Origin of the sequence: Streptomyces sp. NPDC088766 (genome assembly GCF_044750845.1) — a bacterium.
In the GTDB taxonomy this organism is placed as follows: domain Bacteria; phylum Actinomycetota; class Actinomycetes; order Streptomycetales; family Streptomycetaceae; genus Streptomyces.
Genome location: NZ_JBIVKQ010000023.1, coordinates 97,339 through 110,299, shown reverse-complemented (window position 1 = coordinate 110,299; position 12,961 = coordinate 97,339). Strand labels below are relative to the sequence as shown.

Below are 12,961 nucleotides of genomic sequence, written 5' to 3'. Positions count from 1 at the left end.
GCCCCGCTGCCCCGCTGCCCCGCTGCCCCGCTGCCCCGCTGCCCCGCTGCCCCGCTGCCCCGCTGCCCCGCTGCCCCGCTGCCCCGCTGCCCCGCTGCCCCGCTGGTCCCGTGAGGTGCCGCGGCTCGTCCGCGCCGTCCGGCCGCCCGCTCCACCGCTTCCCCTGATGGAGGTCGACACCTACTGCGCGTCCCCGCCGGCTTCCTGACGCCCGGAAGGGTCCTCGCCGTCGGGAGCGGGGAGGCCGGTCGTGGCGTCGTTGCCCTCGTCCGAGCCGGCCGTCGCGGTCTCCGGGAGGGCGGGCGGCTCGTACCGGGGGCTGGGCGGCTCCAGCGGGTCCGGGCGTACGGCTCCGAGGACCGGGTTGGCCGCGATCGGGGACACCTTCACCGCGGCCCCCGGTCGCGGAGCCTGGACGACCCTCCCCCCGCCCAGGTAGATCGCGACGTGCGTGGCCTCGGGGAAGTAGACGACCAGGTCGCCGGGGCGCAGTTCGGCCAGGGGGATGTGTTCGAGTTCGGCCCACTGCTCCTGGCTGGTGCGGGGGATGGGGGAGCCGGCGGCCCGCCAGGCCTCGGAGGTGAGGCCCGAGCAGTCGTAGGACGCCGGGCCCTCCGCGCCCCACTCGTACGGTTTGCCGAGCTGGCGCACGGCGTAGCGCACCGCGCGGTCGCCCTCCTCGGACGGGTTGCGGTCGTCGCTCAGCGTGCCGGAGGCCATGATCTCGGCCTGGGCCTCGGCGACGCCGTCGCGTTCGAGGCGGGCGAGGGCCGTGAGCTGGTCGGCGGTGAGGGAGGAGAGGAGTTCCTCCACGTCGTCCAGCCGGCGGCGCACCGCGTCGCGTTCCTTCTTCCGGCGCTCGGTGAGGGTGAGCTGCTCGTCGAGGGCGGCGCGGGCCCGGCGGGCGAGGCCGTCGGCCTTGCGTTCGCTGCCCTCCAGCCGCCCCACCGTCTCCACGCGCTCGCGCGCCAACCGGCCGATCACATGGCCCTGGTCGAGGGCCCGTTGCGGGTCGCGGGCGAGCAGCAGCCGTACGTAGGGGGAGAGGTCGGTGCTGGTCTGGTACTGCCGGCTGGCCAGCCGGCCGGCCGCGCCCCGGCTCTCCTGGAGGGACAGGCGCGTCCTGGCCAGCGCAGCGGCGAGACGATCGGCCTCGGCCCGGCGTTCCTTCAGCTTCTCCTCGGTGGCGTTGTAGGTCTCGGTGGCCCGTTCGGCCTCCCGGTACAGCTTCTGAAGGTCCGTCAGCAGGTCGGCCACCGACCGTTCGCCGTCCGTCGGCGGTTCCGGCGCGGCCGCGGCGACCCCGGGGGCCAGCAGTACCTGCGCGGCCAGCGCCGTCGTACACACCAGGCGCAGCAGCCTTCCTGACACGTCATCACCTCCGCCGCGGGGCGGCCCCTCCGCCCCGCACGGCGAGCATCAGGTGTGCGTGCGGATCCCGCGCGCCGGGTGTGAGCGGTTCGGCGCAACGGCGTCACCCGTCGGCGTCGTCCCGCTCGCCTCACGGCGTGGCGGCGGGCTTCCGTCCCTCACGGCGTGGCGTCGGGCCTCGGCCCTTCCGGCGCGGCGCCGGGCCCGGCGTCCGGCTTCGACCACGGCCACTTCAGCCGGGTGTCCTTCTTCCCGCCCTCCGGGTCGTAGGCGTACTTCCAGCCCCGTTGCAGGCCGAGCTTCCCGCCGGGTCCGCGCGGCACGCGCCGGTAGACGAGGACGGTGGGCGGGCCGCCGGCGGCGTCCGGCACCGGGATGCGGTACGTCTTCGGCGGGTGGCCGGTCGGACCCAGCAGCACGGGGAGGACGCGGCCGTCCATGGGGCCGCCCTCGAAGGGGGTGTCTTCGCTCTTCACCGCACCAGTGTCGATCAGGTCTCCGCCGCGAGCGCACCGTGGAGCAGCTCGGCGGTCTGGGCGTCCCGCTCCGCGGTCACCGCGAGGACGGCGACGAACTGGTCGACCAGCCAGTCCCGCAGCTCGTCGGCGGGCGGCTGCTTGTCCTCGTCGAGCCAGATCAGCGAGGCCGCCTCGACCGCCGTGATCCACATCCGGACGGTCATCCGCAGCCGGGGCCCGGGATCGGACACGTCCAGGTGGCTGTAGATGCGCTCGGCCGCGGCCCGCCGTACGCCGTCCACGATGGCGGTCGTACGGGAGGTCTCGACGACGCTGCCGCCCTGGAGGAGGGCGCTGAAGCCGGCGTCGTGCCGGCCGACGAAGGTGAGGTAACGGTCCAGGGCGCGGGCGAGCCGGGGGAGCGGCGGGCCCTCGTGGGGCTCGTCGAAGCAGTCCCGCAGCTCGTCGGCGGCGGTCCGCAGCGCGGCCTCGTACAGCTGCTGCTTGCCGCCGGGGAAGTACCGGTACACCAGGGGCCGGGAGACCCCGGCGGCCTCGGCCACGTCGTCCAGCGAGACGTCCTCGGGGACGCGGTGCGCGAACAGCGACAGGGCGGCCTCCAGCAGCTGGCTGCGGCGCTCCTCGACGCTGAGGCGACGGTAGGCGGGGGCGGCGGGGCTCATGACGTGCAGCGTAATCGCCCGCCCCCGCGGCGCGCCTAGGGCGTGTTTCGAAAGTCCCGTCTGCCCGGCGGCGTCTGGCACGCACGCTCGCCGCGTTGTCGGGATCACCCCGATACAACCAGTATCGGGGCGACCCTCCGCCTTGCGATCGCACGCACCAGACGCCGCCGGGCCTGCCCTTCGGGCAGACGACGCCACTTTCGAAACACGCCCTAGGCCAGCAGCCCGGAAGACTTCCACAGTCGCCGTCCCACCCCGCGCAGCACGCCGATGTCGTCGAGGAAGTCCGTCAGGCGCTTCGCGCCGGTCTGCATGACCTCGCGGCGGTGGCCGCTGGCCCTGACCTGGGCGAGCGCCTCCCGCTTGTCCAGGCCGACGTTGGTGTAGACGTCGGGGTTCACGAAGGCCACCGAGAACACCCGGGCGAACTCGCCGGAGGTCACCCGCGTGAACTCCTGCGACCACTTCGGCGCGGTCACCATCTGCCGGCGCAGCTCCTCACGGGCGTACCGCACGTGCCGGGCCTCCTCCACCACGTGGATGCGGGTGACCCCCCGGATCAGGGTCTGGACCCGCTCGTCTGGGAAGGTCAGCCGCTGCATCCAGTCGAGGATCTCCTCGCCGAGCAGCGTGGCCGTGAAGGAGCCGGGCGTGGTGGAGACGGTCTTGAACAGGCGGCCGAGGTGCTGGTGGGCGCGGCTCACCGGGTACCAGGGGGTGCCGCCCTGCGCGATCAGCCGGGCGAACATCTTCGAGTGCCGGCACTCGTCCTCGATCTCGGTGAGCGCGTACCGCACGTGCGCGCTCGTCGCCGCCTTGTCGTAGATGTGCCGGCACAGCAGCTGCATCAGGATGATCTCGAACCAGATGCCGAGCGAGGCGAGTGCGGCGGCCTCGTGCTGGGACAGCAGGATCCGCTGCTCCTCGCCCATCTTCTTCCACAGCGGGGTGTCGTACAGCGACACCAGTTCCGGCGGCCAGAACCACTTGCCCTCCTCGAAGGGCGCGTCCCAGTCGAGCTCCCGGTCCGGGTCGAAGGAGTGCTTGGCGGAAGAGGCGAGCAGCCGCTCGGCCACCTGCTCCCGGTCCTTGAGCAGTCCGAGCGCGTCGCGCAGGCCGTCCAGCGCGTCGGCTTCCGTCAGGGTCGTCATGGCTGATCCACCTCGTCGTACGGGGGCGGGTACGGGGTCGTACGGCAAGTGGGCCGGGTCCAGTGGGGTCGGGTACGCGGTCGTGCGGGGGTTACCGGCGGTTCACTTGCCCAGTGCTCTTATGAGACTGCTTGTCAGCAAGCTCGTCAATCCCCTTCGCGGCAACGGTTTCCTCCCGGACCGCCCGACGGACCGCCGGACGGACCACCCGACGGACCGCCGGACGGAGCGGCCGACCGCCCGGCGACGCGGCCACGTCAGCCGGCGAGGGCACGGCCGCCCGCACCCGTGCCGGTGCGGGAAGCCCCCGTCTCACGGGGTGAGCACCGCCTCCATGACCGACCGCGCGATCGGCGCCGCGAGCCCGCCCCCGGTGATGTCCCGCCGCCGCGCCGCCGAGTCCTCCACCACCACCGCGACCGCCACCTTCGGCTCCATGTCCCGGTCGCCCTGCGCCCAGGAGACGAACCAGGCGTACGGCGTCCCGGCGTTGCCGATGCCGTGCTGGGCGGTGCCGGTCTTGCCGCCGACGGTCGCGCCCGCGATCGCGGCGTTCTTCCCGGTCCCCTCGCGCACCACGTCCGCCATCAGCTCCCGCAGCCGCCGCGCGGTCGACGGCCGCAGCACCTGCCGCGCCGGACGCGGACCGGCCGAGGCGACGGTCGCCCCGCCGCCGCGCGTCGTCCGCTCCACCAGGTACGGCGTCCGCAGCTGCCCCCCGCCCGCGACGGCCGCCGAGACCATCGCCATCTGGAGCGGCGTGGCCCGCGTGTTGTACTGCCCGATCGAGGACAGGGCCAGCTGGGCCCGGTCCAGCGAGGTGTCGAAGGTGCTCTGCGCGACGGCGAACGGGATCCGTACGTCCGCCGCGTTGAACCCGAATGCCTCCGCCGTGCCCACCATGTCGGCGAGCCCCACATCCACGCCGAGTTTCGCGAACACCGTGTTGCACGACCACATGAACGCCTCTCGCAGCGGCGCGTCCTCGCAGCCCTCGCCCCCGTTCGCCAGCAGCGTCCTCGTCCCGGGCAGCCGGTACGGCGCCGGCGAGTCGGTCGGCGCGTCCAGGTCCCTGATCACCCCCGCGTCCAGCGCCGCCGCCGCGGTGACCACCTTGAACGTCGACCCCGGCGGGTACGTCTGCCGCACCGCCCGGTTCAGCATCGGCCGGTCCGGGTCGGAGTTCAGCCGCGCCCACGCCCGCTCGACCTGCGGCCCGTTCCCGGACAGCACGGCGGGGTCGTACGACGGTGCCGACACCAGCGCCAGGATCCGTCCCGTCGACGGCTCCACCGCAGCCACCGCGCCCTTGCGCCCGGCCAGCCCCTCGTACGCCGCCCGCTGGGCCCGCGGGTTCAGGGTCGTCACCACGTTCCCGCCGGCCGACAAGGACCTGGTGACGTCGTTCCACAGCGGCAACGGCGCGAGCCGGGGGTCCGTACCGGAGAGGACGCCGTCGTGCGCGTGCTCCAGGAACGTCGTCCCGTACACCTGTGAGGAGAAGCCGGTCACCGGTGCGTACAACGGGCCGTCGAGGTAGGTCCGTTCGTAGCGCAGCTGCTCCCTGGTGTCCCGGGAGCCGGTGACCGGCACGTCCTCCACCAGGATGTCCCCGCGGGGCTGGCCGTAGCGGGCGATGGAGGCGCGCCGGTTGGCCGGGTTGCCGTCGTAGGTGTCGGACCGGACGACCTGGACGCGGGCGGCGTTGACGAGCAGGGCCACCAGGAGGAGGGCGCAGAAGAACGCGGCGTGGCGGATGTGACGGGACATCACGCGGTCACCTCGGATCGCCGGTGGCGGCCTCGGCGCGCGGCCGTGCCCCCCGGGCGGGACCTCCCGCCCTGCGGGAACCCCTCGCGCCGCACGCCGGTTCCCCCGGCCGTCCGCCCGCACGTCCGCCGAAGTCCGTTCACGGAGCTGCCTTCCCGTCGTACTGGCGTCGTGCCGAATTGCTGACGCGGATCAGCAGCGCCACGATCGCCCAGTTGGTGACGACCGAGGAGCCGCCCTGCGCGAGGAACGGCATCGCCATCCCGGTCAGGGGGATCAGGCCGGTCACCCCGCCCGCGATCACGAACACCTGGAGCGCCCAGATCGAGGCGAGCCCGACCGCCAGCAGCCGTCCGAAGGGGTCGCGCAGGGCCAGCCCGGCCCGGTAGCCGCGCTCCACCAGCAGCCCGTACAGCAGGAACAGCGCGGAGAGCCCCGCCAGGCCCAGTTCCTCACCGGCCGTCGCCAGGATGAAGTCCGACTTGACGGCGAAGCCGATCAGGACGGAGTGGCCGCGCCCGAGACCGGTGCCGAAGGTGCCGCCGGCGGCGAAGGAGAACAGCGACTGCGCCAGCTGGTTGGGGCCCTCGCCCGCCTCGATCGACGCGAGCGGGTGCAGCCAGTCCTCGACCCGGCCGTGGACGTGCGGCTCCAGCAGGCCGACGGCGGCCGCACCCAGCGAGGCCAGCACCAGCCCGACCGCGGTCCATCCGACACGGCCGGTGGCCACGTACAGCATCACCACGAACAGGCCGAAGAAGAGCAGCGAGGTACCGAGGTCGCGTTCCAGGACGAGGACGCCGACGCTCAGCAGCCAGATCGCGACGACCGGCCCGAGGACCCGGCCGGTCGGCAGCTGCATGAACCGGATCCGGCGGCCCGCGTGGGCGAGCGCCGTGCGGTTGGCCGCGAGGTACGCCGCGAAGAACACCGCGAGCAGGACTTTCGCGAACTCTCCTGGCTGGATGGAGAATCCGGCGACCCTGATCCAGATCCGGGCGCCGTTGACCGCCGGGAAGAAGATCGGCAGCGTCAGCAGGGCCAGCGCGGCGACCACGCACACGTACGCGTACCGCTGGAGCACCCGGTGGTCGCGCAGGGCGGCGACGACGAAGACGAACAGGGCCACGCCCAGCGTCGACCAGACGAGTTGGGTGGGCGCCGCCCGGTCACCGGGCGTCTCCAGGTCCAGCCGGTAGATCAGCACCAGCCCGATCCCGTTGAGCAGCACCCCGATGGGCAGCAGCAGCGGATCGGCGTACGGCGCGCGCAGCCGGACCGTCAGATGCGCCAGCAGCGCGAGCACCCCGAGCCCGGCGCCGTAGCCGGCGGCCCCGGGCGGGACGGTGCCGTTCCTGGCGAGGCCGACGGCGCAGTAGCCGTACACCGACAGCAGGACGGCCAGGACGATGAGGGAGAGTTCGACGCCGCGGCGCCTGGGCAGGCGCGCCACCGGGGCCGGCGTGTCCGCCGTCGGGGCGATGACTTCGGCTCCGGCGTGCATCATGTCCGGAACTTACCCAAATGGGGCTCCTTGTGGGCCTTGGTGGACGGTCGGTGTCAGCAGCGGCGCGGCGTGGGCCCGAGGTCGCGGATGTAGCGTGCCGCGCCGTAGGCCCACGCGCCGTCCCTGAGGAGTCACCACTGGGAGTTGCCGTCCACCTTCTGGCCGGTGGTCCGGCAGTGGACGGTGACGAGGTCGTCGCGGAAGGCGACGCGGACCACCTTGCCGCCGCGGTTCGGCGCGTTGCGCAGCAGCTTGTTCGCGGTGACGACGCCCTTGTACAGGCGCGGGGTCTGACGGTGGGTGCTGCCCTGACCGCCCTCGCTCGCGGTGGCGGGGGTGACGGCGGCCGCGGTGGCGGGGGTGACGGCGGCCGCGGCGGCGAGGGTGCCGGCGGCACGGGCTATGGCGAACCGGGTGAGGGCGGAGCGCAGGGGCATGGGGTGCCTCCGACAAGGGGGCGGAACCGACTTGCCGCCACATTAGGAGGAGTCGCTTCCGGCCGCCCGTCACGCTGCGCCATCGGGGAGACCGTGGCCGCCGGGGGGTGTGGTCCCGTCACGGGGAACCGTCTCCGGGGGGCGGTGTGTGAGGCAGCGTCAGCGTGGCCACCGCGCCGCCGTCCGGCGCGTTGGAGAAGGTCAGCCGGGCGCCCAGCACCTCCGCCTGACCGGCCGCGATCGTCAGCCCGAGGCCGTGCCCCCTGGCGCCCCCCTCGGTGCGGAAACGTTGCGGCCCGTGTGCCGTCAGGTACTCCGGATAGCCGTCCCCGTGGTCCCGCACGGTCACCACCGGCCCGTCCACCGTCAGCACCACCGGTGCCCGCCCGTGCAGGTGTGCGTTGGCGACGAGATTTCCGAGCACCCGCTCCAGGCGGCGCCGGTCGGTCTCGACCCGGGCGTCGCGCACGACCCTGACCTCGGTGCCGGTGTGCGTGCCGGTGCCGGTGCCGGTGTGCGTGCCGGTGCCCGTGATCGGGTGGGTGCCCGGGGAGGCGCTCGACGGGGCGCCGGAGGGGGCCGCCGCCGCCCGTACCACCCGGCGGGCCACCGCCCCCAGGTCCTCGGTGTCCGGCTCCAGCCGCTCGCGGCCGGTGTCCAGGCGGGAGATCTCCAGCAGGTCCTCGGTGAGCGTGCGCAGGGCGGCCACCCGGTCGCGCACCAGCTCCGTGGGCCGGCCGGGCGGCAGCAGCTCGGCCGCCGCGTGCAGCCCGGTCAGCGGGGTGCGCAGCTCGTGCGCCACGTCGGCGGTGAAGCGCTGCTCGCTCAGCAGCTTGCCCTGGAGCGAGGACGCCATCGAGTCCAGTGCGACGGCGACGGCGGCCACCTCGTCCTGCGGGCGGGTCGGATCCTTGGTCCGGGGGTCGTCCACGCGCGCGTCCAGATCACCGGCACTGATCCGCCGGGCGACCCGCGCGGTGGCGTGCAGCCGCCGCGTCACCCGGGTCACCGCGAACGCGCCGACCAGCAGCGTCGCCCCGATCGCCAGCGCCGACGACCACAGGATCGCGTTGTCCAGCGCCTCGATGGTCCGGGCGCTCTGCGCGTAGTCGACGGCGACCGCGAGGGCCCTTCCCCGCCCTCCGGGCTGGGGGACCCCCAGCTCGCTCCGCTCGCCGTCGGCCGGCCCGGCGGCCCACATCGTCGGCCGCCCGAGGTGCTCGGCGACCATCGTGCCGCGCTCTCCCGCCAGCGCCAGGTCCCGCAGCGCCGCGGGCAGCCCCGGCGGGTCGACGCCCGCGCCGGGGCCGAGCGTGTCCCCCGCCTCGAACGCCGTCGTGGCGTCCTCCAGCCGCGACAGCGCGAGATCGCGGGCCTCACCGACGGTCTGGTGGGTCACCGAGACGTGTACGAGGACGCCGAGCAGCGCGGCGAGCGCACAGCACATCACCGTGATGAACACGGCGGCCTTCACGGCGAGCGTGCCGGACCACCGGGGGAGCGCGAGCCTCATCGGCCGCTCACGGAGGTCGAGGGGGAGGCCCCCGGGGCGGACGTCGGCCGGAGCGGGTGGGTCGGCCCGTCGCCCCGCCGCTCGGTCCGCACCATCTCGTCGTGCGTGAGCAGCATCGCCCGCTGGTCCTGGTCCCACGTCCACTGGAGGCGGTACTCGTACCCGGCGACCTCGGAGGGCGAGCGGATGATCACCGACCGCCCGGCCAGCTCCACCCCGCTGACGGCGTCCTCCCACCCCATGACCTGCACCAGCCGGTGCTTGTCGACCGTGTACACGCGGACGGCCGTCAGGTCGCCGGGCAGCCGGCGGAAGCCCAGCGCCAGTTCGTCCCGTCCGTCACCGGTCAGATCCCGGTAGTACGGCCGCAGCACCGGGCAGGGGGTCCGCCCGGCGCCGCCCTGGTCGCAGTCGGCGATCCGGTCGGCCGTCTCGCGGTACGGCGCCTCGGAGCCGTCGTAGTCGCCCGGATGCGCGGCGATCTCACGGCGTACGACATCCACCGGGTCCACCCGGTGGATGTCGTCGGCGGGAACGGCGATTCCCTTCACGACCTCGGTGTTCACCTCGTCGATGTCGAACGCCGGACTCGACGCCGCCGGCAGGTCCGGCCACAGTTTCTCCGGACTGACCGCCGTCGGCGTCGCCCCCGCGCTCCGCAGCCCGCCGGCGTCGCCGCAGGCCGCGGTCGCCGACGCGAGCAGGGCGACGGCCGCCAGCGCGAGGGCGGTGCGGGTGGGACGCAGGTGCGGCACGGGGCTCCTGTGATCAGGGTGACGGGCGGCCCCGTACACCTTATTCATGGGGAAGTCCTTTTTGCGTACCGGTCGGGTGCCGGTCGACGGGCCGCTCGGGACATTCGGGACACTCGGAATGCTGGACGGATGGAGGGCCGGCGGGCCGGCGGCTGTCCGGCGTCCGTCCGTCCGGCGGCTGTCCGGCGTCCGTCCGTCCGGCGTCCGTCCGGCGTCCGTCCGTCCCGCGGCCGGACGACCGGAGAGCCGCGGGAGAACGGCTGCGGGACGGACGGGAGAACGGCTGCGGGACGGCCGGGAGGGTGGCCGTGGACCGCCGGGAGAAACGATTACTCGGCCAGCTCCTCCAGCAGCCGGGCCGTCGGCAGGCCCGCCTGCAGGTACTCGACGAACAGCTCGTTGTGCAGGGCCCAGGGAGAGCGCCGCGACCGTATCAGCCCGATCGCCTCGTCGGGCGAGTGGCCCCGGCCCACCAGCGCGTGGGCGACGACCAGGCCCGAGCGGTTGTATCCGTGCCAGCAGCGGACCAGCACCGAACGGCCCTCGTCCAACGCCTCACCGGCCGCCTCCGCCAGCCGCATCACCCCGGCGAGCTGGGTGCCGTCCAGCGGCCCGTCCGGTATGGGCCAGACATGATGCGGAACGCCCCGGTCGGGCCCGTGTCCGGGCAGCCGCAACAAGGTCTGGACGAGATCGAACTCGCCCCGTACCACCGCGAACTCCGGCTGTCCGCTCCGGCCGCGGAACTCGTGCCCGCCCATCCACAGGCCCGGCACGATCTCGCTCCACGGACTGTCCGGAGCCGGTACGTCGGGTTGCTTCCTGCGGGTCCGCAACGGCGCCTCCCCAACCGCGTCCCTGGGGCATGCCCAACTCCTCTCCAAGGTAATCGCCTCCTTGCCCCGCGGCACCCCGCCTGTTCCCATGGTCATGGGGTGATGGTGCATGAACGGACTGCGCGTCGTACCGACCTGGCACCACGGCCGGGAGCGGCTGTACGTCTGCCTGAAGGACGGCAGGAACATCGCCTGGTACGACAGGGAGGCCGGCCGGGTCAGCATCCTCGGCGACGATCGCCGGGCGGACGTCCTGGAGGTGCTCGGACCCTTCCTGACCGGCTCCGTCACGGTGGGCCCGCCCCCCGTCCCCACCCCCGCCGAGCTGGCCCGCCTCACCCTCCACCCCGACGACGACCTCGCCCCCAACCGCCCCGGCGAGGCCCTGCTGGTCGACCTGGACCGCGACCCCGGCCCCGCCCGCCTGCTGCGGCCCGACCCGCGCCGCCGCGCCCTGGAGGCCGAGCAGACGGTGGGCGAGCTGCTGGACCGGCTGGACGGCGCCGGCTGGCACACCCTGCACTCCGTCCCGCTGCCCGGCGGCGATCGTGTCCACCACCTGGCGATCGGCCCCGCCGGGCTGTTCGCCGTGCGCACCGTGTACGCCCGCAGGCAGCGGGTCCGCGTCGCCGACCCGGAGGTCGCCGTCGGCCGCCACGGCCCCCGGCCCCTGCTGCGCCGGGTCCGCGCCGACGCCGACCGCGCCTCCCACACGCTGACCGCCGAGGTCCGCCCGGTGCTGGTCCTGGTCGGCCCGGCCGACGTGCGCCTGGTCGGCGCCCCGCGCGAGGTGCGGGTGCTGCGGGACACGGAACTGGCGGGACTCGCACGACTGGGCGGCGTACTGAAACCGGCGGACGTGGAGGCGCTGCACGCGATGGCGCGCGACAGGAGGACCTGGACCTCCGGGGGCTGAGCGGTGCCGTGTGAACCGCGTCGTGCGCGCGAGCCTCGTGAAGGGGCGCGGGCGGACGCCCTTCCCCTTCCGTGAGGGCGCCGTACGATGAGGATCGCGTGAATAATGGCCATATGTCCTATGTGTGACTTTCGTCGGAGAGGTCAGGAGGGTGCTGCACGTGCGATCCCTATGGAACGGCGCCATCTCGTTCGGCCTCCTCAGCATCCCGGTCAAACTGGTGAACGCCACCGAGAGCCACTCGATCCCGTTCCGCCAGGTCCACATCGAGGACGGCGGGCGCATCCGCCACCGCAAGGTCTGCGAGCTGGAGGACCGCGAGGTGAGCCAGGCGGAGATCGGCAAGGGCTACGAGGCGGCCGACGGCACGATCATCCCGATCACCGAGGACGACCTGTCCCGCCTGCCGCTCCCCACGGCGAAGACGATCAAGATCGTGACCTTCGTGCCGGCCGACCGGATCGACCCGCTCCAGATGGACGCCGCGTACTACCTCCAGGCGGGCGGCGTCCTCGCGGCCCAGCCGTACACGCTGCTGCGGGAGGCGCTCAAGCGCAGCAACAAGGTCGCCGTCACCAAGTACGCGCTGCGCGGCCGTGAGCGCCTCGGCATGCTCCGCGTCGTCGGCGACGCGATCGCCATGCACGCCCTGCTGTGGCCCGACGAGGTCCTCGCCCCCGAGGGCATGGCCCCCGCCGCCGACGTCACGGTCCGCGCCAGGGAACTCGACCTCGCGGACACCCTGATGGACATCCTCGGCGAGGTCGACCTGGAGGACCTCCACGACGAGTACCGCGCGGCCGTCGAGGAGGTCGTCGCCGCGAAGGTGGCCGGCGAGGCGCCTCCCGAGGCTCCCGGCACCGCCCCCGGCGGCAGGGTCCTCGACCTGACGACGGCCCTGGAGAACAGCGTCCGCGCCGCGAAGGAGGCGCGCGGCGGACCGGCGGGGCGCGAGGAGGCCGGGGCAGGACACGGGGCGGCCCGCACGGCCCCGAAGCGGACCGGCGGCAAGAAGTCCACGTCGACGGCGAAGAAGACGGCGGCGTCCGCAAAGACGGCGGCGTCCGCGAAGACGGCCACGAAGTCCACCCAGCCGGCGAAGAGGACGGCGTCGACGAGCAGGAGCACGACGACGAGGAAGACGGCGGCGACCGCGAACAGCACGACGAAGAAGACGCCGGCGAAGAAGACGACGGCCCGGAAACGGTCGGCGTGAGAGTTCCGGCTTCGGTCGGCGTGAGAGTTCCGGCTTCGGTCGGCGTGAGGGTTTCGGCTTGAGCCTGACGCGCCCCGGGCCACCTCGAACACCTTGTCGCGACCGACCCGTGGCTGCCGGGCGGCGTATGCCTGGAAGCCGCCACGGCGTCCGGCGTCATCCACGTCCGCGATTCCAAGGCCCCCGCGCGCGCCCAACTCACCTTCTCCGCCCCGGAGTGGACGGCTTTCCTGACGTTCGCGGTCCGCGACTGACGACCGTTCGAACCCGGCGGTGCGCCTCGTCGGACCGAGGCCGCCGCCGGCCCCGGTGAGCGGTGCGGGCGCGACTGCCGAAAAGGCTCGCCGC

Annotated in this window: 13 protein-coding genes; 3 read left to right on the top strand and 10 right to left on the bottom strand. The window is 73.9% G+C overall.

What is annotated here, in order from left to right; translation table 11 throughout:
- Window positions 1-180 precede the first annotated feature (180 nt).
- From ACIP5W_RS27575 to ACIP5W_RS27530, 10 genes are all read right to left on the bottom strand, one after another.
- Complete coding sequence (locus tag ACIP5W_RS27575; RefSeq protein ID WP_401478974.1) at window positions 181-1,371, bottom strand: NlpC/P60 family protein; 1,191 nt, start codon at window positions 1,369-1,371, stop codon at window positions 181-183.
- A 158-nt stretch (window positions 1,372-1,529) separates the two neighbouring features.
- Window positions 1,530-1,847, bottom strand: coding sequence for a hypothetical protein (locus tag ACIP5W_RS27570; protein ID WP_401478971.1), 318 nt, complete (start codon window positions 1,845-1,847; stop codon window positions 1,530-1,532).
- A 14-nt stretch (window positions 1,848-1,861) separates the two neighbouring features.
- Complete coding sequence (locus tag ACIP5W_RS27565) at window positions 1,862-2,512, bottom strand: TetR/AcrR family transcriptional regulator (protein WP_401478968.1); 651 nt, start codon at window positions 2,510-2,512, stop codon at window positions 1,862-1,864.
- A gap of 212 nt (window positions 2,513-2,724) precedes the next feature.
- A complete protein-coding gene (locus tag ACIP5W_RS27560) occupies window positions 2,725-3,663 on the bottom strand; it encodes a diiron oxygenase (RefSeq protein WP_401478965.1) in 939 nt (312 codons plus the stop codon).
- Window positions 3,664-3,975: 312 nt separating this feature from the next.
- A complete protein-coding gene (locus ACIP5W_RS27555) occupies window positions 3,976-5,433 on the bottom strand; it encodes a peptidoglycan D,D-transpeptidase FtsI family protein (RefSeq protein ID WP_401478962.1) in 1,458 nt (485 codons plus the stop codon).
- 139 nt (window positions 5,434-5,572) lie between these two features.
- The gene (locus ACIP5W_RS27550) at window positions 5,573-6,940 is read right to left on the bottom strand and encodes an FtsW/RodA/SpoVE family cell cycle protein (protein ID WP_401478959.1); all 1,368 of its coding nucleotides are present in this window, start codon (window positions 6,938-6,940) and stop codon (window positions 5,573-5,575) included.
- A gap of 131 nt (window positions 6,941-7,071) precedes the next feature.
- The gene (locus ACIP5W_RS27545; protein WP_401478956.1) at window positions 7,072-7,377 is read right to left on the bottom strand and encodes an SH3 domain-containing protein; all 306 of its coding nucleotides are present in this window, start codon (window positions 7,375-7,377) and stop codon (window positions 7,072-7,074) included.
- A gap of 118 nt (window positions 7,378-7,495) precedes the next feature.
- Window positions 7,496-8,890: an ATP-binding protein gene (locus ACIP5W_RS27540; RefSeq protein ID WP_401478953.1), complete on the bottom strand. Its 1,395-nt coding sequence runs from the start codon at window positions 8,888-8,890 to the stop codon at window positions 7,496-7,498.
- Window positions 8,887-9,645, bottom strand: coding sequence for a hypothetical protein (locus ACIP5W_RS27535; RefSeq protein ID WP_401478950.1), 759 nt, complete (start codon window positions 9,643-9,645; stop codon window positions 8,887-8,889). The genes ACIP5W_RS27540 and ACIP5W_RS27535 overlap by 4 nt, the downstream gene beginning before the upstream one ends.
- Before the next feature lie 329 nt (window positions 9,646-9,974).
- Window positions 9,975-10,481, bottom strand: a complete 507-nt coding sequence (locus tag ACIP5W_RS27530) for a protein phosphatase (RefSeq protein ID WP_401478947.1) — start codon at window positions 10,479-10,481, stop codon at window positions 9,975-9,977.
- 109 nt (window positions 10,482-10,590) lie between these two features.
- Between ACIP5W_RS27530 and ACIP5W_RS27525 the strand changes: the two genes are divergently transcribed.
- The 3 genes from ACIP5W_RS27525 to ACIP5W_RS27515 all read left to right on the top strand — a co-directional run bounded on the left by ACIP5W_RS27525 (window position 10,591) and on the right by ACIP5W_RS27515 (window position 12,867).
- Window positions 10,591-11,397, top strand: a complete 807-nt coding sequence (locus ACIP5W_RS27525; RefSeq protein WP_401478944.1) for a nuclease-related domain-containing protein — start codon at window positions 10,591-10,593, stop codon at window positions 11,395-11,397.
- Between the two features lie 151 nt (window positions 11,398-11,548).
- Window positions 11,549-12,613 carry a Ku protein gene (locus ACIP5W_RS27520; protein WP_401478941.1) on the top strand — a complete coding sequence of 355 codons (1,065 nt, stop codon included), beginning with the start codon at window positions 11,549-11,551 and terminating at the stop codon, window positions 12,611-12,613.
- 113 nt (window positions 12,614-12,726) lie between these two features.
- Window positions 12,727-12,867, top strand: coding sequence for a DUF397 domain-containing protein (locus ACIP5W_RS27515; protein ID WP_401479073.1), 141 nt, complete (start codon window positions 12,727-12,729; stop codon window positions 12,865-12,867).
- Window positions 12,868-12,961 lie beyond the last annotated feature (94 nt).